The 24,241-nt window shown below is 64.6% G+C and carries 21 protein-coding genes; 5 read left to right on the top strand and 16 right to left on the bottom strand.

Annotated features, from left to right (window positions below; genetic code table 11):
- From CH249_RS09885 to CH249_RS09865, 5 genes are read right to left on the bottom strand one after another with little or no spacing between them, the layout of a single operon-like run.
- Positions 1-879 carry an NAD(P)-dependent oxidoreductase gene (locus CH249_RS09885; protein ID WP_094681783.1) on the bottom strand — a complete coding sequence of 293 codons (879 nt, stop codon included), beginning with the start codon at positions 877-879 and terminating at the stop codon, positions 1-3.
- Positions 880-917: 38 nt separating this feature from the next.
- Complete coding sequence (locus tag CH249_RS09880) at positions 918-1,991, bottom strand: 2,3-butanediol dehydrogenase (protein ID WP_094681782.1); 1,074 nt, start codon at positions 1,989-1,991, stop codon at positions 918-920.
- Positions 1,992-2,036: 45 nt separating this feature from the next.
- Positions 2,037-2,810 (bottom strand): SDR family NAD(P)-dependent oxidoreductase, encoded by a 774-nt coding sequence (locus tag CH249_RS09875; protein ID WP_094647181.1) that lies wholly within the window; start codon positions 2,808-2,810, stop codon positions 2,037-2,039.
- A complete protein-coding gene (locus CH249_RS09870) occupies positions 2,807-3,892 on the bottom strand; it encodes an SDR family oxidoreductase (RefSeq protein ID WP_094681781.1) in 1,086 nt (361 codons plus the stop codon). The genes CH249_RS09875 and CH249_RS09870 overlap by 4 nt, the downstream gene beginning before the upstream one ends.
- The gene (locus CH249_RS09865; RefSeq protein ID WP_094619634.1) at positions 3,889-4,953 is read right to left on the bottom strand and encodes a zinc-binding dehydrogenase; all 1,065 of its coding nucleotides are present in this window, start codon (positions 4,951-4,953) and stop codon (positions 3,889-3,891) included. The genes CH249_RS09870 and CH249_RS09865 overlap by 4 nt, the downstream gene beginning before the upstream one ends.
- A gap of 164 nt (positions 4,954-5,117) precedes the next feature.
- Between CH249_RS09865 and CH249_RS09860 the strand changes: the two genes are divergently transcribed.
- A complete protein-coding gene (locus tag CH249_RS09860; protein WP_235387035.1) occupies positions 5,118-5,903 on the top strand; it encodes a helix-turn-helix domain-containing protein in 786 nt (261 codons plus the stop codon).
- Between the two features lie 7 nt (positions 5,904-5,910).
- Here the strand turns inward: CH249_RS09860 and CH249_RS09855 are convergent, their stop codons facing one another.
- The 5 genes from CH249_RS09855 to CH249_RS09835 all read right to left on the bottom strand — a co-directional run bounded on the left by CH249_RS09855 (position 5,911) and on the right by CH249_RS09835 (position 12,516).
- Complete coding sequence (locus tag CH249_RS09855) at positions 5,911-6,681, bottom strand: SDR family NAD(P)-dependent oxidoreductase (RefSeq protein WP_094658123.1); 771 nt, start codon at positions 6,679-6,681, stop codon at positions 5,911-5,913.
- A 32-nt stretch (positions 6,682-6,713) separates the two neighbouring features.
- Positions 6,714-7,688: a zinc-binding dehydrogenase gene (locus CH249_RS09850; protein WP_094619632.1), complete on the bottom strand. Its 975-nt coding sequence runs from the start codon at positions 7,686-7,688 to the stop codon at positions 6,714-6,716.
- A 36-nt stretch (positions 7,689-7,724) separates the two neighbouring features.
- The gene (locus CH249_RS09845; protein ID WP_094647367.1) at positions 7,725-10,235 is read right to left on the bottom strand and encodes an ATP-binding cassette domain-containing protein; all 2,511 of its coding nucleotides are present in this window, start codon (positions 10,233-10,235) and stop codon (positions 7,725-7,727) included.
- A gap of 41 nt (positions 10,236-10,276) precedes the next feature.
- Entirely contained in the window at positions 10,277-11,362 is a 1,086-nt protein-coding gene (locus CH249_RS09840) for an ABC transporter substrate-binding protein (protein WP_094681780.1), read from the bottom strand.
- A gap of 68 nt (positions 11,363-11,430) precedes the next feature.
- Entirely contained in the window at positions 11,431-12,516 is a 1,086-nt protein-coding gene (locus tag CH249_RS09835) for an ABC transporter permease (protein ID WP_094681779.1), read from the bottom strand.
- A gap of 380 nt (positions 12,517-12,896) precedes the next feature.
- On the opposite strand from CH249_RS09835, the gene CH249_RS09830 reads away from it, so the two are divergent.
- The 3 genes from CH249_RS09830 to CH249_RS09820 are packed head-to-tail and all read left to right on the top strand — an operon-like array spanning position 12,897 to position 15,305.
- Positions 12,897-13,298: a nuclear transport factor 2 family protein gene (locus tag CH249_RS09830; RefSeq protein ID WP_094619629.1), complete on the top strand. Its 402-nt coding sequence runs from the start codon at positions 12,897-12,899 to the stop codon at positions 13,296-13,298.
- Between the two features lie 35 nt (positions 13,299-13,333).
- Entirely contained in the window at positions 13,334-14,404 is a 1,071-nt protein-coding gene (locus CH249_RS09825; RefSeq protein ID WP_094681846.1) for a maleylacetate reductase, read from the top strand.
- A gap of 1 nt (position 14,405) precedes the next feature.
- Positions 14,406-15,305, top strand: a complete 900-nt coding sequence (locus tag CH249_RS09820) for a dioxygenase (protein ID WP_094681778.1) — start codon at positions 14,406-14,408, stop codon at positions 15,303-15,305.
- 117 nt (positions 15,306-15,422) lie between these two features.
- Here the strand turns inward: CH249_RS09820 and CH249_RS09815 are convergent, their stop codons facing one another.
- On the bottom strand, positions 15,423-16,340 hold the full coding sequence (locus CH249_RS09815; RefSeq protein ID WP_094681777.1) for an ABC transporter ATP-binding protein: 918 nt from the start codon (positions 16,338-16,340) through the stop codon (positions 15,423-15,425).
- Between the two features lie 280 nt (positions 16,341-16,620).
- Between CH249_RS09815 and CH249_RS09810 the strand changes: the two genes are divergently transcribed.
- Entirely contained in the window at positions 16,621-17,472 is an 852-nt protein-coding gene (locus CH249_RS09810) for a GntR family transcriptional regulator (RefSeq protein ID WP_094614969.1), read from the top strand.
- A 43-nt stretch (positions 17,473-17,515) separates the two neighbouring features.
- On the opposite strand, the gene CH249_RS09805 is transcribed toward CH249_RS09810, so the two are convergent.
- From CH249_RS09805 to CH249_RS09785, 5 genes are read right to left on the bottom strand one after another with little or no spacing between them, the layout of a single operon-like run.
- Positions 17,516-18,844, bottom strand: coding sequence for an NtaA/DmoA family FMN-dependent monooxygenase (locus CH249_RS09805; protein WP_094681776.1), 1,329 nt, complete (start codon positions 18,842-18,844; stop codon positions 17,516-17,518).
- A complete protein-coding gene (locus CH249_RS09800) occupies positions 18,841-20,037 on the bottom strand; it encodes an NtaA/DmoA family FMN-dependent monooxygenase (RefSeq protein ID WP_373453542.1) in 1,197 nt (398 codons plus the stop codon). The genes CH249_RS09805 and CH249_RS09800 overlap by 4 nt, the downstream gene beginning before the upstream one ends.
- The gene (locus CH249_RS28365) at positions 20,001-21,440 is read right to left on the bottom strand and encodes an MFS transporter (protein ID WP_094681774.1); all 1,440 of its coding nucleotides are present in this window, start codon (positions 21,438-21,440) and stop codon (positions 20,001-20,003) included. The genes CH249_RS09800 and CH249_RS28365 overlap by 37 nt, the downstream gene beginning before the upstream one ends.
- A complete protein-coding gene (locus CH249_RS09790) occupies positions 21,440-22,729 on the bottom strand; it encodes an NtaA/DmoA family FMN-dependent monooxygenase (RefSeq protein WP_037171260.1) in 1,290 nt (429 codons plus the stop codon). The genes CH249_RS28365 and CH249_RS09790 overlap by 1 nt, the downstream gene beginning before the upstream one ends.
- On the bottom strand, positions 22,726-24,186 hold the full coding sequence (locus CH249_RS09785; RefSeq protein WP_143544411.1) for an MFS transporter: 1,461 nt from the start codon (positions 24,184-24,186) through the stop codon (positions 22,726-22,728). The genes CH249_RS09790 and CH249_RS09785 overlap by 4 nt, the downstream gene beginning before the upstream one ends.
- Positions 24,187-24,241: the final 55 nt, after the last annotated feature.

The raw sequence follows: 24,241 nt of genomic DNA, 5'->3' as shown, positions 1-24,241 counted from the left end.
TCAGCTCTCAGCAGGCTTGAGAAATTCGAGCACTGCGGCCATGTCCTTCGCCCCGAGCCCGGAATCCAGCGCCCGGTCGAGAACGTTACCGACGGTCGTGGCCTGAGGCAGATCGAGGGCATGATCGCGGGCCAACGCAAGTCCGAGGCCCACGTCCTTGTGCAAGAGCGACAAGGGAAATGCCACACCCGCGGCGTCCGGATCGAGAAAGTGCTCCTTCTTGTAGCCGACGTACGGCGCAGCCACCGCACTCGAGCCCAGCACCTCGTACAGGGCGGACGGGGCCAAGCCTGCCGACTCACCGAGAATCAACGCCTCGGCGACGGCCTGATTCAGTGCTGCGAGAACCGAATTGACCGCGAGCTTGGCCACCGAGGCGGTGCCCGCCGGACCGGTGTGGAACTGCGCGCGCGTCACTGCCTCAAGGATCGGCTTCAGGTAGGTGAACTGTTCGTCGTCGCACCCGACCATGGTGGTGATCTGCCCGGTATCGGCCAGGCTCACGCTGCCCGAGACCGGGGCGTCGACCACCGCGGTGCCCGAACCTTCTGCGCGCTCGGCGAACTCGCGCACGGCCGTCGGACCGACCGTACCCATCACCACGTGAAGGTGCTCCGACGCACCGGCCGTGGCGATTCCGTGCTCACCGAACAGCACCTCCTCGGTCGCTGCAGCATCGGGCAACATGCTGAAGGAGATCTCGGCGCGGGCCAGATCGGCGGGCGTCGTGGTGATCGTCATTCCCCGATCGACCAGTTCGGCCGGCGCGGTCTCCGGCGTCAGGTAGATATCGTAGGCGGTGACCGTGTGGCCCGCCTCGAGGAGGCGGCGCACCATGTGGGTACCCATGCGGCCGACTCCGGCGAATCCGATGTGCATTGGTTCTCCTAGCGTGGGGGTAAATACTGCGGTATCGATCAGGACGCCGGTGCGTCGCCGACCCGCACCAGAAGCTTCTGGGCGTCACCGTTCGGGTCCAGCAGCCGCTCGAATCCGTCGGCGACGATGTTCTCGACGTCGATGATCTCGCTGACGACCTTCTCCACCGGGTAGCGTCCGGATGCGACCAGCGCGATGATGCGCGGCCAGTCGTACACCGGGTAGCACCAGGTACCCACCAGCGTCAGGTCCTTGTTGGACATGGCCATCGGATCGATCGTGGCCGGCTTGACGTGCAGACCGACCTGGGCGACGGTTCCGCCGGAGCGAACGCTGCCGAGTCCGGCCGTCAGTCCGTGCTGGTGACCCGAGCATTCCGCTGCGGCATCGACTCCGATACCGCCGGTCAGTGCGTGGACCGCGGCAGGCACGTCCTGCACGGTGGGGTCCAGTACCTCGGCGATGCCGAAGGCCTCGATCAGCGCTCGGCGCTTGGCATTCGGCTCGGACACGATGATCTTCGCCGCGCCCGATGCGTGTGCGTACAGAGCGGACAGGGCACCGATCGGTCCCGCACCGGTGATGAGAATGGTGTCGCCTGCTCTCAGGCCGGTGCAGTCGACACCGTAGGCGGCCACCGCTGCCGGCTCAATGAGAGCGCCCTGGACGTCACTGACGCTGTCCGGAAGCACCGATACCTGTTGTTCCTGCACCGCAACCAGTTCGGAGATTCCTCCGCCGCCCCAACTCAACCCGGTGCAGGCCATGATCACACACAGGTGGTTGAGCCCGCGGCGGCAGTAGTAGCACTTGCCGCAGGTGACGAGCGGCATGACCGACACGCGATCGCCCACCGCGACCGACGCCACGTCGGAGCCGATCTCGACCACGCGCGCCGAGAATTCGTGGCCGAACACCTGCGGGGCTTTCGCGCCGGTGAGTGCGTGGGGTTCGGTCGGAATGACGATCGGACCGAAGGCGTACTCGTGCAGGTCCGTTCCGCAGATCCCGCAGAAGAACGGACGAAGCAGAACCTCGCCGGGGCCGACCTTCGGGGCCGGAACGTCTTCTACCCGTACATCGTGTCGGTCGTGAAATACCGCGGCGCGCATAGCTTTCTCCTGTAGTCGATGTTCTGTGTGCAGGGGGTGTCCGCGTCAGACCGCGGTGATTCCACCGTCGATGGTGACCGCGGAACCGGTCTGATAGCCGACGTCCTCGCGGAGGAGGAAGACCACCAGCTCGGCGATCTCCTCGGGTGATCCGTACCGCCGAAGTGGTGTGCCTTCGATGAACCGGTCGCGCTCGAAGTTCGGATCGTCCGGGTTGACCAGACTTTCGGACCTCGACATCAACGGGGTGTCGACCGGCCCGGGGCAGATGCAGTTCACTCGAATGCCGTGAGCGGCGGACTCGGCTGCAGCACTGCGGGTCAGACCCAGAACGGCATGCTTGGTCACCACGTAGTCGGAGCGATCGGGAGCGCCCTTGAGGCTGAGAATCGAACCGGTGTTGACCACCGCTCCACCTCCGGACCGACGCAGCAGTGGGAGTACGTGCTTGAGCCCGAAGAACATTCCGTTGAGGTTGACGTCGACCACCGATCGCCATTCGCTCTCGGTGGTGTCGACGATGGACTTGTGCACTCCCTCGACCCCGGCGTTGTTGAAGAACAGTCGTGGTTCACCGATCAGCGAGGTCGCGGCATCCGCATAGGCCTTCACCTGATCGTGGACGGACACGTCTGCGGCGAACGGATGGATCTCGCCGTCCGACTCCGCTGCGGTGCGCTCCGCGGCCGCCATGTTCATGTCGACGGCGAGCACCCGCGCACCCAGCGACGCCAGCCGATGCGCGACCGCTCGACCGATACCGCTGCCGGCACCGGTGACGATGGCACCCTTGTTCGTGAACTGCGACTGCTCGTTCATCGCTGACTCCTCGGGAGTATCCCGGCCGCGCGGTAGCTCTCGGTCTTGTCCATGAAACTCTCGAACGTGGAACGGAAGCCGAGGAAGCCGGCCTTGCGGCTCTTGGTCATATCGGTCAGGCATTCGATGTCGCGGCCCAGGTCGCCGTCGGTATGCCACCAGGACGCCAGGCGGTCGACATCGGCTTCGACCAGATCGTGCTTCGCGGCGATCTCCGCCCATACCTTCGGGGCGTCTTCCATGCGGTCGTCGAGCGGCATGGGGGCGTCGGAGAATCCGACGGGTTCGACGCCGAACGCCTCCGCGATCTGCGGCCACATCCAGCGCCAGCGGAACACGTCACCGTTGGCGATGTTGAACGCTTCGTTCTCGCCCTCGACATGTTTTGCCGCCCAGATCATCTGCTCGGCCAGAAGGTCTGCGTCGGTGATGTCGGTCAGACCGTTCCACTGGGTGTCCGAGCCGGGGAACACGAACGGTGCTCCGGTCTCGCGGCAGATCTCGGCGTAGACCCCGAGGGTGAGTGCCATGTTCATCGCGTTGCCCACCGCGTAGCCGAAGACGGTGTGCGCTCGGTGCACGCTCCAGGTGAACCCCTGCTTCTCCGACGCTGCGAACAGCTCGTCCTCTTGGGTGTAGTAGAAGTTCGGGTTCGGCAGCCTGGGTTCGCTCTCGTGGAACGGGGTTTCGGCCATGACACCGGTCGCGTAGTCGTCGAACGGGCCGAGATAGTGCTTCAGGCCGGTCATCAGCGCGACGTGACGCAGCGCGGACTTGCCCTTCATGACACCGAGGACGTTGCGGACGATGCTCCCGTTGACCTCGATGTTCTCGGCCTCCGAGTCCTGCTTCATCCAGGCCGTGACGAACACGATCTCCGGGTCGACCCCGTCTAGTGCAGCAGCCAGCGACTCCGGATCGAGCAGATTCGCCGAGACCGGCACCACGCCCTCGACCGGATTGGTCGTGCCGCGGGCCAGACCGTAGGTGGTCCACCCTGCGTCGACGAGTTGACGCGAGATCGTCTGGCCGGCAATGCCGGTGGCACCGATGACGAGTGCCGCTCTGCTGGGCGCGCTCATCGGATCGCCGGATCGACGAGGACTTTGCCTTCGACCTTGCCGGTCGAGAGCCTGTCCAACTCCGAGGGCAGTGCCGCCAGTCCGACGGGCGTCTCGGCCAGCTCTCCGCCGAGCGGTCCGGTGTTCAGTATGTCCAGTGCGGCAGGCAGATCGGTGTCGCACACGTGGGCCAAGGTGGTTTCGAGAGTGATCTCTCGAAAGACGAGCGAATGCACATCCAGCTCCGGTTTCTCTTTGGGAATTCCTACTGCGAGCACGCGGCCACCATCGGCCACCATGGTCAACGCCGAGACCAGCTGGCCGGGCGCTCCGCTCGCTTCGATGACGACATCGGGTTTCTTTCCGCCCAGAGCCTCGACGATGTCCGCGCCGAGGTCGTCGGACGGGGTGATCGTGCGGTGTGCTCCGAGACGCGAGGCGCGATCCAGTCTCTTCCCCGGGAAGTCGACGACGGTGACCTCGACGTCGGCCAGGTGCTGCAGTCCGGCGAGAACGAAGGAGCCGATGGCACCGGCACCGATGACGACGACGTTGTCCCCGTCACGGGCACCCGAGCGCCGGGCAGCGTGAATCCCGACGGCCAAGGGCTGAGCGAGTCCGGCGTGATCGATGGACAGCCCCTCGGGCAGCGCGCGCAATGTCTTCGACGGGACACTTGCGTACTCCGCCATGCCGCCGTCGACGTTGAGTCCCAAGGTCTTGTAGGTCGCGCACTGGTTGGTGCGGCCTTCCCGGCAGCGTCGGCATGTGCCACACCAGATTCCGGCTCCGGTGGCCACCAGATCTCCGATCTTCGTCTCGGAGTCGGGGTCTGCTTCCACCACCTCGCCGACGAATTCGTGGCCGAGGATCAACGGGCCCTGATGCCCGCTGTTCGGATGCCGGCGCAGCACCGGGAAGGTCTTGGGTCCGGCCACCCATTCCGAGGCGTCGGTACCGCAGATACCCGAGCGTAGAACGCGTACGAGCGCCTCACCCGACCCGCGTCGGGGAACGGGAACCTCCTCGACGCGGATGTCGCGCGCGCCGTGGTACACGGCGGCCTGCATGGTGTCGGGCACGATTCCTCCTGGACGAACATTGAATGTGATGCACGCTACTTCTTGAGTGTAGAGTAACACTGCACATGTTCAGTGCCAAGCGTCACACCGTGAAAACGTTTGTACGAACGCGGAACAGCGGAATGACCGATCAATGAGACAATCGATGCACTACCGTCCGTCCAGTGGGTGCGTACACCCGGCAGCAGGGGGAGACGGTGAAGGCAGAGGTGGGAGGCGGCGAAAGAATGACCGAAGAAACTGTCCAGGTCGAATCGACCGAGACGGCCGTTCAGATGAACGCGCAGATGGGCCTGCGTCTACGCGGAGCGCGTGAGAAGGCGAACATGTCGCTGCGCGAGATGGCCCGTCGAGTTCACCTGTCCCCCAGCTTCATCTCCCAGGTCGAGCTCGGCCGAACTGCACCCTCGGTAGGGACGCTGTATGCCATGGTCACCGAGCTGGGTCTGTCCCTCGACTCCTTGATGGCCGAAGACGTGGCACCGCACGACCTCGAGACCCCACAGCCCACGCCCTCGGCACGGCCGACGCTCACGGACCGCACCGAGGTGGCGCATGCGAACGGCAGCTCGCGAACATCCTCGGTTCAGCCGCTCCCCGAAGTGGGCGCGCTCCCGGGTCTCCAGCGTGCCGACGAACGGCCCGAGTTGTACCTCGGCGGTGTCCGGTGGGAACGCCTGACCCCGGACGACGATCCGGACGTGGAGTTCCTCCGAGTCACCTACCCTGCCGGGACCGAATCCTGCCCCGCGGACAACCTGATGAACCACGGCGGCAAGGAGTACATCCATATCCTGTCCGGACGCTTGGAGATCCAGGTCGCCTTCGCTCGCCAGGTGCTCGGCCCGGGCGACAGTCTCCACTTCGACTCGTCCATTCCGCACCGGTTGAGCAACCCACACGACGAGACCTGCGTCGCAATCTGGTTCGTGGTCGGCCGACAGAAGTGATGTGGTCTCACACCGCCGTGTAACCGCCGTCGACCACCAGTGCCGCGCCGTGCACGAAACGCGCCTCGTCACTGGCCAGGAACAGCACCGCGTTGGCGACGTCCTCCGGCTCACCGACGTGACCGATCGGATGCTTGGGCTCCATGATGTCGAGATAGCCGCGCAATCCACCCTCGCTACGTTCGGCCAGCTCACGCACGAACGGAGTCAGAATGGTGCCGGGGTGCACCGAGTTGACCCTGATGCCGTCGCGTCCGTACGTCACCGCATCCTTCTTCGTCATGATCGTGACCGCGCCCTTGGCCGCGTGGTACGGGGCCATCTCGTGCGAGCCGACGAGCCCGTAGATCGACGAGATGTTGACGATGCTGCCACCGCCGTTGGCCCGCAGGTGCCCGATGGAGTGCTTGGTGCAGAAGAAGACGCCCTTCACATCGACCGCGAACACTGCGTCCCACTCGGCCTCGGTGACCTCGTGGGTTGGCTTGTCGACACCGGAGATGCCGGCGTTGTTGACGAGGATGTCGAGCTTTCCGAACGTCGCGGTCACCTGCTCGAACACCGAGGACACCTCGGCTTCGTCACTGACGTCCAATCGCCAGAACGCCGCCCGGCCACCCTGCTCCTCGATCAGCCGGACGGTCTCGAGTCCGTCGCTCTCGGAGACGTCGGTGACCGCGACGGCGGCTCCTTGGGCAGCGAACAGCGTCGCCATAGCGCGACCCATTCCCTTGCCGGATCCGGTGACGATGGCGACTTTGTCGGTCAGACGAGACATGAAGGGTCCTCGGTGTCGTATGGGTTCGGAAATCAGAGGCTTGCGTCGAAAGTGATGTGCACCTTGATGTTCTCGGCCGGCTTCTGTGCCTCGTCGAGAGCGGTCACGGCATCGTCGGCCGCTATTTCACGCGTCACGAGTCCACCGAGATCGAGCCCACTCCTGGCGATGAAGCGCAGGGTCGCAGGCCACACGCCCGGCGAGCCGATCGCACCGCGGATGTCGAGCTCCTTGGATTGGATGAGCCCCAGTTTCGCCGGTGCCGATCGTCCGACGTCGATGCCGATGTACACCACCCGTGCCCTGTGCCCGGCGAGTTCGAGTGCACTGGCCATCACCTCGGGTCGGCCGGTTGCCTCGACGACGACGTCGGCACCTCGGCCGCCGCTGACTCGGTCGAGTAGTTCGTCGACCTCCTCCGGGGTGACCGCGTGGGCGGCACCGAGTTTCAGCGCGGCCTGCCGACGTCCCTCGGATGGTTCCACCACGATGGTCGTCGCCCCCAGTGCTGCGCCTCCGGCCACTACCCCGAGGCCGATCGGTCCGGCTCCGAGTACGACGAGTACGTCGCTCGCGTTGACGTTTCCGGCGCGCATCAGTCCGTAGTAGCCGCAGCTGAACGGTTCGACGAGCGCGCCGCTGGTGAACGAGACCTCGTCGGGAAGCTTGTGCAGCCATGCGGGTTTGACGACGAAGAACTCTGCCGCGGCTCCGCTGATGGAGAACCCGAAGTGGTCATCGCCGATGACGCATTCTCCGACGACACGGTCGCCCACCTGGAAGCCGTCGACGTCGGCACCGACCTTCGCGACCTCACCGGACCATTCGTGTCCGGGAATGATCGGGTACTCGAACGGGATGATGTAGCGGCCCTCGAGCAGTTCGATGTCGGAATGGCAGACGCCGACCGATCGTGCGGCGATCAGAACCTCGTCCGCCGCTATGGTCGGGATGTCGAGGTCGGCGACCTCGGCCCGATTCTCTCCGACGAACCTGAGTGCTTTCACTGTTGTCTCCTCTGTAGGACGTTGATATGCGGGCGATCAGTGCTTGCGGGCCGAATTACGTTGCTGCAAAGCGACATACAGTACGGCGGCCACGATGACGATGGCGCCCTGCAACCAGTACTGCCATGCCGTGCCCAGACGCAGGAAGTTGGCGAGGGCCAGGATCACTTGCAGCAGAAGCGCGCCGAGCAGTACCGCTACCGGCGAACCGCTACCGCCGCGCAACAGTGTTCCGGCCACGACGACCGCGGTGATGGCCGACAGGGTGAAACCGATCCCCTGGTTGGGGTCACCGACGCCGACCTGACCGACCAACATGATCCCGCCGAGCATCGTCATCAACGAGCAGCCGATGTAGGCCGCGGTCACGGTGAGACCGTTGCGCACGCCCATCTTCTCGGCGATGCTGCTGTCGGATCCCGACGCGCGCAGGGCCATTCCGGGTCGCGTGTATCGCAGAACCGCGCCGAGCGCGACGGCGGCGAGTACCGCGATCAGGAACGCCACCGGAATCGGACCGATGCTGTAGTTGATCGCATCGAGAATCGCGAAGTCGACGTATCCGTCGATCTCCGGCCGAAGCAGCAGCGATATTCCTTGAATACCGATGTAGGTCACCAGAGTTGCTGCGACGGCGGTGAACCCCAGGCCTCGAATCAGTCCGCCGTTGATTGCACCCACGACGATCGCTGCCACCACCGCGACGGCGACACCGGCAAGCAGACTCGCCACCGAGGCCCCGTCGAACCAGAAGAACGACATGATGACCAGCACCAATCCGGTGAGCGGTCCCACCGACAGATCGATACCGCCGGTCATCACCACCAGCATCTGGCCGAGCGCGATGAAGCCGAGCGCCGTGGTGGTGAGCAGAACCGACACGATGTTGGCTTCACCGAGGAACCGCACGTTCTGCGTCGTGGCGATCAGTGACAGCAGGACGATGGCCCCGAGCAGGATGTACGCGGGCAACGATCGAACGAGCTTGTTGGGCGGCGTGTCCACCGCGCCGGCACCGGATGTCGCGGCACTGTTTCGGTGACCGGTCGCCGACACCATCGCCTGCATCATGTTGTGTTCGGTCACCGCATCACCACTGAGCGATTCGACCACGGTGCCGCGTGAGAGAACCAGAACCCTGTCGCACAGTCCTTCGAGTTCGACGGCGTCGGAGGACAGTACGACGATCGCCATGCCCGCGTCGGCGGCGTCGCGCAGCTCGCGGTAGATCTCGGCGCGCGCACCGGCGTCGACGCCCTGAGTCGGCTCCTCGGCCAGGATCAGCGCGGGCTTCGACAGCAGCGCTCGGGCCAACACCACTTTCTGCTGATTTCCGCCCGACAGATTTCCCACCGCCGTGTCGACGCTCGGTGCCTTCACCGTCAGCGAGTCGGCCATCGCCGACGTCAGTTTCCTTTCGCGGCTCTTGTCGATGATCCCGTGGCGGACGAAGCGACCGAACGCACCGAGCGCGGAGTTCTCTCGGATCGAGAAGTCCGGCAGCACCCCTTCTCCCGCGCGGTCGGCGGGCATGAAGGCGATGCCGGCCTTGTGGGCGTCCGCCGAGGACTTCAGCGTCAACCGATCACCGCCCAACCGCACGGTTCCGGTGGACTCGCTTAGGCCGGCTAGGGCTCGAAGCAGTGCCACCTGTCCGTTGCCCGCGACGCCTGCGAGTCCGACGATCTCACCTGCGCCGACCGTGAAGGAGACGTCGTCGAAATCCGGGCTCGACAGGTTCTCGACCACGAGACCGTCTGTGCTCGGCCCGGTTCCCTTGGGCGGGAACACGGCGTCGACGTCGCGGCCCGCGATGAGCGTGATGATCTCGTCGTCGGTGAGCGACTGCGGATCGTAGGAGCCGCGCACCCGGCCGTCGCGAAGAATGGTCATCGTGTCCGCCAGTTCCCGGACCTCGGGGATGCGGTGGGTGATGTAGACGACGGCCACCCCGGCTGCGGCGAACCGGCGCACCTGCTCGAACAGCAGATCCACCTTGTCCTGTACCAGCGGCGCAGTCGGCTCGTCGAGGATGAGCACCTTGGTGTCGGTCGCGAGCGCCTTGGCGATCTCGATCAGCTGACGCTCCGCGATGGGAAGGTCACCGCACTTGGTGTCGGGGTGGACGGTGCAGCCCACCACCGCCAACTTCTCGGTGACCCACGGGCCCATCTCGAACACCGAGGGACGCATGGTCCGAGGAATGGCCAGCACGAGGTTCTCGGCGACCGTCAGGTCCGGCAACAGGGCCGGAGTCTGGTGAACGATGGAGATGCCGAGAGCCAAGGCGTCGGCCGGGGTGAGAGCGGTCCGCTCGACGCCGTCGACGACGACGGATCCCGATGTGGGCGTCTGGGTTCCCGAGATGATCGACATCAGCGTCGACTTGCCCGCGCCGTTCTCGCCGAGAAGAGCGTGCACCTGTCCCGGTCTGATGTCGATGTCGACACCGGACAGTGCGGTGACGGGGCCGAAGGTCATGCCGATTCCGCGAACCTGAAGGTACGGCTCGGCGAGAACGGTTGTGGACGTGAATGTCTCGTTCATCGAAGCTCCTGACAGCACTGGCTGCGGTGTGATCGGACGTGTCATTGCAGAACCTCTCCGATGCGTTGCGGATCGAGGGTGCTGGACAGGAGGGCATCCTCGGGTAGAGCCGGGTTGCAGATCGGCGCGCTCGGTTCGGCGCTGATCGAATCCTCGAACGCCACCGGCACATCGACCTTGGACTCGGGTGCGATGCCCCCGGTTGCTTCGGCCACGACGTGCTGGACGGCGAGGCGCACCATGTAGGTCTGCGAGGTGACCGTGAACAACTCGAACCCGGGGTTGGCGTCCTTGAGCTGCGCGTACTGGCAGGACAGTCCGTTGGAGTCGGCCGACGCGATCAGCGGCAGCGGACGTCCGGCCTGCTGGAATGCCGTCATGATGCTGGTCGCGGCGAAGTCGGTCATCACCGCGTCGATCTGGGGGAAACGCGAGAGCATGGTCGAGGTGGCCTGCTGGGTTTCCGCGGGCGTCCAGTTGGTGACGGTGAACGGTTGGTCGCCGATCAACTTGATGCCCGGATGATCGACCAGGACTTCCTGCATGCCTTCGTACTCCGCGAGATCCTGGGAGTTCGCGGGCGGTCCGCCGAGGAACAGGACATTGCCTTCCCCGTTCGGCAGCGATCTTACCAGCCACTCGGCGTACAACCGGCCGATCGCGCCGAAGTCGGCGGCCACGAACGTGGTGTACTCCGAGCCCTCGGACCCACCGGGAGATATCCGGTAGGGAACGACGGCGACACCGGCCTTGTATTCGTAGCGCAGCGCCGGAAGAATCGCTTGTCCTGCGTCGGGGAACACCAGCATGCCGTCGACGCCCTGAGCGCCGAGGCTCTTGATGTCGGCGATCGCCTTCTGAGTGTCACCCTGGGCATCGGTGGTGATGAAGTCCGTGACGGACGAACACTTGGCGAGCTCGTCCTGCAACTCGGCGAAATTGGTTCGCTTCCAACTGTTTCCGCCGCTACCGTCGGCGAACCCGATGACGGCCTCGTTGGGGCCACACCAGTCCGGCCGTGGCTCGCTACTGGACACGGTCTCGAAGCCGCCCACCGAACAGCCCGCGATCAGGGCGGTAACGGGCAGCAGCGTGAGCATCCGCAGGGTGTAGGTCGTGAGCTTCATCGATGATGTCCTCGAGTCGCGGGGGGAAGAACGAATGTCGTAACGGGCCAGGTGCCGTGTGCCGGCGGTCATGCCACCTCGACCGGCTTTCTGGGTTCCTCGACGGCCGGGGCGCGACGCTTGCCGCCGGGCCGGAAACCGCTGTGGAAGGCGACACCGAGACCGAGCGCGAGAGCCTGGATGAGGATCTGCCAGCCGTAGGCGAGGCCCAGCGTCGAGGCCAACCGGTCGACCTGAGTGAAGAAGACCGCCGCGATCAACGAGGCGAGCACACTGCCCTTACCACCGAGCAGCGATGTGCCACCGAGAACGACGGCAGCCACCGACGGCAGCAGGTAGGTGTTTCCCTCACTGATTCCCGGGGTGTTCACGATGCCGGTCAGCAACACGCCGGCGACGGCATACAGCACTGCCGCAACGGAGTACGCGCCCAGTGTGTAGCGCAACGGTGCAATACCTGCCGCGACGGCGACCCGCGGATTGGCGCCGACGGCCTCGAAGATGCGTCCGGTCGGGGTGAGGCGAACGACGACCCCGACGACGACGGTCAGGACGATCGCGACGACCACGGTCACCGGAACTCCGAGCACCGTCGATCCGATGACATCGGACAGTCCGGTCGGAGTACGGCGGGCGGCACCCTCGGAGACCGCCCAGGTCGCACCGATCAGGAGCGCATTCATGCCGAGGGTCGCGACGATCGGTGCCACGTTCAACCGCGCGACGACGAAGCCCGAGACGGCTCCGGCCACCGCAGCGATGAGAAAGGCCGCGGCTACTGCCAGGAAGATCGCGCCGGGTGTGCCGCTGCTCGCGAGTTTGGTGACCACGACGACGGACAGGGAGAACACGCCCGGTACCGACAGATCGATACCGCCTTGCTGCACGACCAGGGTTTGCCCGATCGCGACGACCGCCAGGATTGCGGCGAACGGCAGCATCGCGGAGATCGCCCCACCGCTGACACTCTGTGGCGCGAGTACTGCGCTGATCAGGAACAGGACGACGGTGGCGATTCCGATGGCGACGGCACCTCTGGCTCGTCCGCTCAGGGCCGTGCGCAGTCCGCCTGCCGTCGATCGTTCGTTGCCGGGAGTGGGCCCGATTCCCGTCGAGGGCGCGGGTCCCCCAGCCGATTGACCATGTGATGTCACGAGAGTTCTCCGTTGATCGGGCGAGGAGGGTTGTGAATCCAGCGGGATGTTTCGCTGCGTGAAACTCGGCTGTGCACAAGCAGGCGAACATAGAGCTTCAGAATGTCCACCAGTGCTGCATGAATGTCCTGTCCTGATTGAACTGTGCAGTGGGTCACTTTGTCAAGCACGCAATGCTGTGGGCCACTTCTCCCGGGAATAGAGATGCCTCTAGCTGGACTTACTCGGCGAAAAATATGGCGATCTCGCACCGACCGAAGTACAGGAAGACCGTTTCGTCACGGTCGAGAGTGTTCTGTGACAGTTGACACTCACCGTCCGGCTGCCTACCGTCATCACCACCGGCACACCTGCAGCCGCTCGACTTTTCAGGAGAACCCATGACACAGGCCCAGGAACTCGACATCGACGCCATCAAGGCCACGATCTCCGAGCTCGAGAACAAGCGCTACACGGCGATCGTCGACGGCGACCTCGATGCCTTCACCAGCTGCTGCCACCCGAACCTCGTCTACACCCACTCCGACGGCAGCCGCGATACCGTCGAGTCGTACCTGAAGAAGGTCACCTCGGGCTTCTACGTCTACCACCGCATCGACCACCCCACCGACGACATTCTGGTCTCGGGCGACACCGCAGTGGTGGTCGGTGAGATGAACGCGAGTATCACCGCCAACGGCACCGAGAAGGAACTGGTGAACAACTCGATCGCCGTGTGGGTCAAGGAGAACGACCAGTGGCTGCTCCTCGCCTACCAGCCGACTCCGCGCCCCTCGCACTGACACTCACTCGGCTCACTGACACACCGGAGGCACGGATGCTCGAATTCGAGCACGATTCACTCGCACAACGCGTTCTGTTCGGAGCAGGCAAAGCAGCATCGAATCTCGCTGCCGAGGTCGCTCGACTCGGTGCCACCTCCGTCATGGTGATCGCCGGCCCCGCCGAGACCGATCTGGCCAACTCGGTATGCAGCGAGATCGAGCCGCGACTGATGTATTCCGAAGTGGTCCAGCATGTTCCGATCGAGACGGCGGAGAAGGCGCGAGCCGCAGCTCACGAGCACGACATCGATCTGCTGGTCAGCATCGGAGGCGGGTCGACCACCGGCCTGGCGAAAGCCGTCGCCCTCACCAGCGGTATCCCCATCGTCGCCGTTCCCACCACGTACGCGGGCTCGGAAGCCACGAACGTGTGGGGACTGACCGAGTCCTCGCGCAAGACCACCGGCGTCGACGCGCGGGTGCTCCCCACCACCGTGATCTACGACGTGCTCTCGCTGTTGACCCTGCCGGTGGAGTTGAGCGTGGCGTCGGGACTCAACGCTCTGGCGCATTCCGTCGACTCGATGTGGGCTCCGCGCGCGGATCCGATCAACTCGACGCTCGCGGTGGAGGCCATCACTGCACTGTCCAGCGGACTTCGAGACATCAAACGAGATTCCGCCAGCCAATCCGGCCATGAGCAAACCCTGTACGGCGCTTACCTTTCCGCGGTCGCCTTCGCGTCCGCAGGGTCCGGACTGCACCACAAGATCTGTCATGTGCTCGGCGGCACGTACAACATGCCGCATGCCCAAACCCATGCGATCGTGCTGCCACACGTACTCGAATACAACGCTCCGTATGCACCGACGGCCGAGCAGCGCATCGCGAGTGCCTTCGGGAGCAGCACTGCAGTCGAGGGACTGTGGTCGCTCCGAACCGAACTCGACGCACCTACCGCGCTGCGCGACTACGGGATGAACGAGTCCGATCTGGATGAGGCCGTCGCACTCGTTCTCGACGCGGCTCCCGCCTCCAATCCGCGGCCGGTCACTGTTGAATCGCTCATGATACTGCTCCGTAACGCCTGGGCCGGAACGACTTCCGAGAACGAGGGACGCTGACATGGGTATCGACAGTCGCACCGACATCTCCGCCGAGCAGAGCAGCCGGGAGCGGGCACTGACCGACAAGGTCGTCGCCAGTTTCGCCGACACCCCCGATCCGCGACTGCGAGAACTGCTCACGGGATTGACCGAGCATCTCCACGCGTTCATCCGAGAGGTCCGGCTGACGCAGGACGAATGGAACACGGCCATCGAGTTCCTCACCGAGGTCGGTCACATCACCGATGACCGACGTCAGGAATTCATTCTGCTCTCCGACGTTTTCGGGGCCTCGATGCAGACCGTGACCGTCAACAACGAAGCGATCGCAGGCGAGACGGAGGCGACGGTGTTCGGTCCGTTCTTCGTCGACGACGCCCCCGCCATCGAGTCGGGCGGGGACATCTCCCACGGCGCACCGGGCCAGGCCTGCTGGGTCGAGGGAACCGTCACCGATATCGCAGGCGATCCCGTTGCGAATGCTCGGATCGAAGTATGGGAGGCCGACGACGACGGCTTCTACGACGTCCAGTACTCCGACGGACGGGTCGCCGCCCGCGGTCACCTGCTCTCCGACGAGAACGGAAAGTTTGCGTTCTGGGGCCTCACCCCGACTCCGTACCCCATCCCGTTCGACGGACCCGTCGGGCGGATGCTCGACGCCGCAGGACGCTCGCCGATGCGGGCATCGCACCTGCATTTCATGGTCACCGCCGAGGGGCAGCGGACCCTGATCACCCACATCTTCGTACGCGGCGACGAACTGCTCGATCGCGACTCGGTGTTCGGCGTCAAGGACTCGCTCATCAAGGACTTCGTGGAACAGCCTGCCGGAACCCGCACCCCCGACGGTCGCGATCTCGGGGAAAACAACTGGTCGAGAGTGCAATTCGACATCGTTCTCGCGCCGGAGCAGTAGAGACCACGCAAACCCGGGTGGCGCTCGCCGCTCCGTGGGGAGACATCTCCTGCTGAATCGGAATTGCACGGATTTGTGCTGTCGAGCAGCGGGCGACCTGGAACCGACCCGACAGGATCAGGCCGGCATGAAATCCCGGAGCACGGGAAGTCTCGACGCCGAGCGATTCGCGAGCGTGGGCACGCAACCCAGCAGCCCCTTGGTGTACGGATGCGTCGCGGTCCCGACGATCTCCGCGGACGCCTTCTGCTCCACCAACTCACCCCGGTACATGACCAGCATCGTGTCGGAGAACTCGAGGCACAGCTTGATGTCGTGACTGACGATGAGCAGCGCAGTCCCCTGCTCCTGGGTCAGGTTCTGCAGCAGCTCCATCGTTCCGCGAGCAAGAGATGCATCGAGCGCGCTGGTCGGCTCGTCGGCAATCAGCAGTCGCGGAGACCCGCACAACGCCAGAGCCGTCATCACCCGCTGCCGCATTCCGCCGGACAACTCGTACGGCCGACTCCGCATCACCCGCTTCGTGTCGGAGAGCCCGACCTTGTTCAGCCAGTACGCGGTCGTATCCGCACGCTCACGCCTGCCCTTGATTCCCGCTCCCGCGAGCACGTGCTTGAACTGGCCCCCGATGGTCCACACCGGATCGAGTGCCGTCATGGCGTCCTGAAACACCATCGCAATTCCGTCGGTGCGCCGTGGCACGCTGCGACCGGTCTCCGGCCGGGCCGGGCTACCCTCGAATTCGAGACGCGTCGATTCGACTGTTGCGCCCGCCGATACGTCGAGCAATCCCGCGATCGTCATGGCCAAGGTCGACTTCCCCGAACCCGATTCACCCACCAGAGCAACTCGCTCACCGGGTGCAATCTCGAACGATGCCTTCCTCACCGCGACCACCGCAGAGTCACCGGTTCCGTACGTCACAGTGAGATCCTCGACACCGAGAACCGGCCGGTCGGTTACCAGCGAGTAGTCATCGGTGTCACGATCGCGCCTGGAAAGCGAAAGCGATTCTCGCTCTGCGGTTGTCGTCATAGGAAACTCCTGCCGATACGCCGTCGATTTGAGTACGGTGTCCATGGTCGCGGCACGGTGTTTCCCAGAGCCGCGTCGGCGGTAAACAGCGCATTACGCAGTACATGCGCCGCGCCCATACGTCCCTGAGCAGGTATTTGTTCGTAATTTTCTTCGTTAAGGCCGCAGCGCTGACAACGGGTCGAACGCCGATGTCCGATATGCTCGTAGTCATCATCGGTGATCTCGACGCTGCGGCCACCTCGGATCTCCCATGCGCATCCCCGAAAGGCGATGACAGATGACTCGCCCCTTCTTCGACGACCAATCCGGATCCGTTGCCGCCCATCTACGCAGACAGGCCGACGAGCAACGCGCCAGATACATTCGCGCGCAATCGAACCGCGGCGAGAAGTCCGTGACCTCCCCCCGCCGTGTGTACGAACTGATCCGCTCGGGAATCCGCCGCGGCACGATGCCGCACGACGAGGTTCTCTCCGAGCAGCATCTCATCGAAACGTTGGGAGCGACGAGAAATGCTGTGCGCAAGGCACTTCAGATGCTCGCCGACGATGGCGTCGTGCTGCGGGCGCGTCGAGCTGGGACGTCGATCGCTCACGACATCGTGGCCGTACGCGACGGCGAAGTGGGCCCGAGAGCGTGGGCGGGCATGCCGGATGCAGGCCGACTCACGGTGGAGACACTGGAATGCAGACGCATCACTGCACCTGCGGTCATTCAGGAGTTCATCGGTAGCGACGTGGAGTCGGTGATTCTGCTCGAACAGATCGGCCGGATGAACGCAAAACCGCTCTACCTCCGTGTCGGCTACTGCATCACGGACTTCGAGGTCGACGAATTCATCCAGCGCGTCGAGAGCAACCACGGCGAGTATCCACCCATCGCCGTGGCCCACCACCGAATCTTCGGAACCACCTACGGCGGAAGCAGCTCCGTCGTCGAGGCCATCTCCTGCCAGGAACGGGCGGCCGAGCTGCTCGAGATGCAGGTAGGATCACCGGTATTGTTGCGCGAGTTGATCACTCGCGATACCGCTGGCCGTCCGTCCGAGCTCAGTTTCACTCACTTCCGAGCCGATCGAGTGGCCATCATCGGGTCTACGGTCACTGCCGGTACCACCACCCTGAACTGACACCAGGGGGTCGTGCGAATACCGACCCCCTGGTGTCGATCAGTCAGAAGTCCAGCAGATTGTCGCGGAACTGCGTGTGTGCATACGTGTCTCGAACCAATCCTCGACGACGCAAGGCCGGAACCAAACCGTCGGTCACCTCGGTGTAGTACCGACGCCCGAGCCTACCGGTCATCAGGAAACCGTCTCCGCCGACAGCATCGATGACCTCCTCCATCTGCCCTGCCACGGTGTCGGGAGTACCCACCAGCGGAACCGAGGTGATCGACCACGTGGCAGCCAACTGGCGCAACGTCTTCGGAGTTCCGTCCTCGTTGAACTTGCTGCTGCCCGAACCCGCGAGGAAGTCCGCGAGCGTCGTGCGGTGCCCGTTGGTCGTCAGATCCGGCGGCGGTGCATCGATGTCCATCGTCGACAGATCGTTGCCGGTCACCGCGGAAATGTGCGCCAACGCAGCGTGCACACGCCCATCGGTCGCCTCACGGGACCGCGCATCCAGTTCGCGAGCCTCGCTGTCGGTGTCGCCCAGTACCGGGGAGACGATGTAGAGAATTTTGATCGAATCCGGATCGCGGCCTGCGTCCGACGCCATCGCCCGAACGTCGTCGCGATAGGCCTTCATCGCCTCGATGCCCTGAGCCTGGCAGATGATGGTGTCGGCATTGCGAGCGGCGAATGCGCGTCCGCGCGGTGATCCACCGGCCTGACAGATCACGGGCCTGCCCTGGGGCATCGGCAGCGTGTTGAGCGGGCCGCGCGTGCGGTGGAACTTGCCGACGTAATTCGCGTCGTGCACCTTGGTGTGATCGACGTAGGTGTTCGACGCCTTGTCCATCACCAGTGCGTCCGGATCCCACGACTTCCAGAGCGCGTCGACTGCCTCGACGAACTCCTCGGCGCGCTCGTACCGTTCGTCGTGTGGCGGCAGTGCGTCCATGCCGAAGTTCTGTGCGGCGCGGTCCTCGCTCGACGTCACCACGTTCCACCCGACCCGTCCGTGGGACATGTGATCGAGAGTCGACACCACCCGTGCCAGCAGGTACGGCGGGTAGAAGCTGGTGGACATCGTGGTCACGATCCCGAGCCTCGACGTTGCCGCGGCCAACATCGGCACCAGTGCGACCGGATCGTGCTTGGGCGCGTACTGCGCCTTCGCCAGATCGAACTCCGTGGTGCCGCCGTAGATGTCGGACACCATGGACGAGTCCTCGAGCATCAGATAGTCGAATCCTGCACGCTCGAGCGCCTGGGCCATCTCGACGTGGAACCGCCCGTCGGCCCAGGAATCGGAATCGGATCCGGTCCAGTGCGAGCTCCACACCGGTGGACGAAAGCTGGTGAACCAGCCCAGATGCATGCGCGGTGTACTCATCGCACACCTGCCAGGTGCTCGCGGAGATTGCGACCGCGGTATCCGGTGCCTGCGACGCCCCGTCGGGCGAGTTCGGGCATCAGCCCGTCGCACACGTCATCGACGTACCGACGATTGAGCACTCCACCGCCACCCCCGAAGAATAGGAAGCCGTCCCCGCCTACCTCGTCGATGACGCTTTCCATTTCGTCCGCCACACTGGCCGGCGTGCCGACCAGTCGCAACGATTCCGTCCGTTCGGTGGCCACGGTCTCGCGAATCGATCTGCCGTTCGCCCATTTCCGCAGGTTGTCGAGAATGCTGGTGCTCCCCTCGGTCTTCAGGTCGTCCGGAATCGGTTGGTCAACATCGAATGTCGAGAAGTCGATGTCCCCGGACAGCATGATCAGCCGGCGTGCGATGGCGGCATCGGTCGCCTCGTAGTAGCGCTCGGCCTTGCGCTTCGCGTCGTCCTCGGTCTCCCCCAGAATCGGCGTCACCATGTAGAGAACCTTGATGTCGTCGGGGTTGCGTCCGAATTCTGCGGCACGGGCCCGCACCGTGTTTCGGTACTCGCGCATTGCGTCTCGCCCCTTCGGCGCAGCCACCACGAGGTCGGCTACTCGCGCCGCGAGATCGATACCGGACTTCGACGCTCCCGCTTGGCACAGCACCGGCTTGCCCTGCGGACTCGGCAAGGTGTTGAGCGGGCCGCGGACCGAGAAGTGCTCGCCGACGTGATCGATGGTCCTGACCTTGGTGTGGTCGACATAGGACTCGAGGCCGGGGCCGATCGGGGATGCGGCATCGGCGTCCCAGGACGCCCACAGCTGGTTCGCGACGTCGACGAACTCCTCGGCGATCTCGTACCGGGCATCGTGGGTCGGCAGCGTGTCCTTGCCGAAGTTCTGTGCCGCTCGGTCCCCCGTCGAGGTGACGATGTTCCACCCCATCCGGCCGCGACTGAGATGGTCGAGGGTCGAGAGCAGCCGAGTGAGCAGGAACGGCGGGTAGAAACTCGTGGACGCGGTGACGACGATGCCGATTCGGTCGGTCTCGTATGCCAGGCGCGACGCCAGTGCCATCGGGTCGTGCTTCGGTGCCCGGGGCGTCCATTTCAGTTCGGACTCGAACGTGCCGCCGTAGATATCGGTCAGCGCGGTCGAATCTTCCAGCATCACGAAGTCGATTCCCGCTCGCTCAAGCGCGCGCACGACGTCGACAGCGAAAGTTCCGTCGGTCCAGTCTGTTCCACCGGTTCCGGCATAGGGTCCGGTCCAGTCGGGGACGAGGTAGTTGGTGAACCAACCGAGAGTGAACGGTTGTGACATCGGTCCTCTTTTCCAAAGTGGTGGTCGTGAATGGTCGGGGCAGGGACGGCGGATTCCTCGGTGACGACCACCTTCGATTCGGGGGTCGACACGGCGACGGTCCGCCACGGCCGAAGTGCCAGTAGGACGGCCAACGCCGCGACGGGGATGCAGGCGGTGAAGGCGAGAGAGTAGGACGCCTGAGCGACGACGGCACCGGCGACGAGCGGGCCGAGCATGGTGCCGACATCGAACGTGACCTGGTACACCGCAATGGGACTGCCGCCGCGCCCCGCCAGCACGTCGCCGACGGTCGCAGCGCTCGCCACCATGGCGCACGTGCCGCCCACTCCCCACAGCACCATGGTCAGCACCAGGATCGGCAGAGTCGGAACGAGGGCGAGAACGACGATCCCGAGCAGAATCAGACCGGATCCGAAGGCCAGCATGGGCCGTCGACCCCAGCTGTCGACGAGTTTGCCCGCAGGTTTGACGACGACGATCTGCACGACGGCGCCGACGACGAGAACCAACCCCGAGACGAAGGGGCTGCCGCCGATCACCGTCGCGACGAACAGCGGGATGAGGGTGAACCGCACCCCGTTGCCGACCCAGCCGTTGGCGAAGTTCGACGCGATCGACGCACGGAATCCACGGTGGCCGAGCGCACTTCGCAGCGTCATCGGCTCCGGTCGTGTTGTCGTATCGTGCACGACACCGTTTACGGCGTCCTTCTTGTCACTGGATCGGAACGCGAACCAGACGACGGCGACCCCGACGATCAGCGTCAGTGCGTGGGTGAGGAACGGGGCCCGAAGCGAGACGAGAGCGACCGTACCGCCGATCACCGGGCCCAGTACCCCGCCGATGAGGAAGCCGGACTGGAAGACGGACGCAGTTCTGCCTCCGGTTTCCGGGCTGCTGTAGCGGAAGAGTAGCTGCTGCCCGGCCACGGTGAACATCGCTGTTCCGACGCCGCCGACGGCCCGGAGCAACAACAGTGACAGAAACGTCGGAGCGAATGCTGCTGCCAGCGAGGATGTTGCGGCCAGCAGCAGTCCCGCGGTGAGGATCGTGCGTTCGTCGAACCTCATCAGCAGACGGGATGCACCGAACGAGGCCAACACTCGGGTGAACGCGTAGATGCTCACCACCGACGAGGCCGCCAGATCGGACACCCCGAAGTCTCTGGCGAAGACCGGAATGACCGGAGCCACAACGCCGTAGCCGAGACCGATGCACACGTTGACGAAGGCCAACGCGTACACCGGGCCCGGTACCACCGAGTCTCTGCGTAGCAACCGCATCAGAAGGACATGAGATTCTCACGAAACATGTCGTGCTCGTATTCGGTACGGACGAGGCCGCGTCGTTGCAGCGCAGGAACGAGGCCCTCGGTGATCTCGCCGACGTAGCGTCGGCCGATGCTCCCGGTGATCAGGAAACCGTCACCACCGACGAAGTCCATCGTCTCGCCCATCTGCTCGGCGACAGAGTCAGGGGTTCCGACGTAGTGCACGTTCTTCATGGACCAGCCGAGTGCCGCCTTGCGCGGGGTATTGCCGTACGACAGGAAGTCACCCAGTGTCGTCCGATGTCCATTGGTGGAGAGCTCGGGAAACTCCTCGTCCAGCTCGTACGTGGACAGATCGATTTCGGTCAGTGCCGAAATATGGCCCAGCGCAGACTCGATGCGTGAATCGACATCGGCGGTCATGCGCTCCACCTTGGCGCGCGCGTCGGATTCGGTATCCGCCAGCACGGGCTGAGTGATGAACATGATCTTGCAGCTGTCCGGATCGCGGCCTTCCTTCTCCATCCGCATCCTGATGTCGTCGCGGAACGCCTTCATCGCGGCTGGGTCCTTGGCCGCGCTGAGGATGGTTTCCGCGTTGCGGGCGGCGAATTCACGGCCCCGCGGTGAGCCGCCGGCCTGGCAGATCACCGGTTCGCCCTGCGGTGACCGCGGCAGATTCAGCGGTCCGCGAGATGCGTGGTACTTGCCGCGAAAGTTAGTGACATGGACCTTCGTGTGATCGACATACGTGCCGGTGTCCCGATCGAGGACCATCGCGTCTTCCTCCCACGATGCCCACAACTGCTTGACGAGATCGACGAACTCGTCGGCGCGCTCGTACCGCTGGTCGTGTTCGGCAAGCTTGTCCATGCCGTAGTTCTGCGCGGCGCGGTCCTCGCTGGAGGTCACGACGTTCCAGCCGACGCGCCCACCGCTGAGGTGATCGAGTGTGGAGAATCGTCGCGCGAGCAACCACGGCGGGTAGAAGGACGTCGAACAGGTTGCGATGATGCCGATGTGCTTCGTCGACGCAGTCAGCATCGGAACCAGCGTCACGGGATCGTGTTTGGGCGCATACAGTCCGTACTTCAAGTCCACCCTCGACGTCTGCTCGAAGGCGTCCGAGACCATCGACGAATCCTCGAGCATGATGTAGTCGAAGCAGGCTCGCTCGAGTGACCGCGCGAAGTCGACGTGCAATTCACCGTTGGCCCACGTCCTGCCTTCGTCGCCGGCCCAGGTGGTGTTCCACGGCGGGTTGGAGAAGTTGGTGAACCACCCCAGATGAAATTTGGTCATGCCGTGCTCCTTGCTCTCGATGTGGGTAGATCACTTCTGTGCAGCCGAGACAGCTCGGCAGGTTCCTTCGGATGGATTCCGCGCAGGCCCGACGCCACGCTCGCCAGTAGCGCTGCGAATGCCATGGAGGCCACGGCGATGACGAATCCCGTTGTCAGCGAATCCGATCCGCCGTCCGGCAACATCTCGCTGTCGCCGGAGTACACCAACTCGCGCAGCGCAGGCGGAAGTGCAGACACTGCGAGCACCAGGGCGAGCGCTGTGCTGAGGGTGACTGCAGTGTTGTCGAGGGACACCCTGAAGCCGTTGGCCATTCCCGAACGGTTCGGTGCCACTCCCACGTTGATCGCCGCCGCATTGGCCGTCTTGAAGATCCCGCCACTGAGACCGAGGGCGAACAGCAGGACCACAACGGGAACGCCTTGGGCCGGCCCCGCGATGTGGAGGGCGAGTACCGACAGCACCGTTGCGGTGCCGAGCGTGGACACTGTTGTCAACGTCCGCGTCGATACTCGGGTGGCCAGCGTGCCCGCGATCGGCGACATCACGGTGGTGCCGACGGCGAGTGCGGTGATCTGTAATCCGGCGTCGATGGGACTCGAGCCCACGACACTCTGGAGGTAGAGCGACATGGTCACCGCCACCGCGCCTTCCGCCATCGTCACCAGAAACGATGCGGTGTAAGCGCTTCCACGGAATCTGTCGATCAGTAACTTCGGATCCACGATCGGATCTGCGGCTCGCTTCTCCCACCACCAGAACAGCGGCACCACGATCACGACGAACGCGAGCGGTACGACGGACTGCCAGGCTCCGAAACCGTCACTGCCGGCGCGGTTCACCCCGTAGACCAAGCCACCGAGGATGACCATCGAACCCAGCGCACCGGCGTAGTCCAGGGGTGCACCGGTCTTCGGCCGTGGTGTCCGATGCAGAGTGAGCCAGGCCCACACCGTGCCGATAACGCCGAGGGGAACGACGATTCCGAATACCCCACGCCACCCGACGGTTTCGGTCAGCGCACCCCCGAGCAACGGCCCGATGGAGATGGCGAGCGACATGATCGTGATGTTCCAGCCGATGCCGATCGAGAGCTTCTGCGGCTCGAACGCCTCGACGAGCAGCGCAGTGGTGTTGGTGATCACTGCCGCCGCGCCGATGCCCTGCACGCCGCGTAAGCCGATCACGATATCGGGGTCCGTCGCCGACGCGATCACCGCGGCGCTGACGGTCAGACAGGCCAAGCCCGCGAGATACACCGGGCGGCGTCCGACGAGATCGGCGAGTTTGCCGAGCACCAGTATGAAGACAGCGGTGGTGAGCAGGTACGCGAGCATGAACCAATCGGTTTGCGCTGCAGAGGCTTCGAGTCCCGCGCTCATGTCCGGGAGAGCGACGGGGAGCATCGACACCGATACGAACGTGATGCTCATCCCGAGTCCGGTGACCGACAGCACGCGCCAGGGATACGACTCGGGTCGCACCTGCGTCGACGGGCCGACCCCTGCAGCG

This window comes from Rhodococcus sp. 05-2255-3B1 (assembly GCF_002258545.1).
Lineage (GTDB): Bacteria > Actinomycetota > Actinomycetes > Mycobacteriales > Mycobacteriaceae > Rhodococcoides.
The sequence above is the reverse complement of the archived record's forward strand: the minus strand, read 5'-3'. Positions and strand labels throughout refer to the sequence as shown.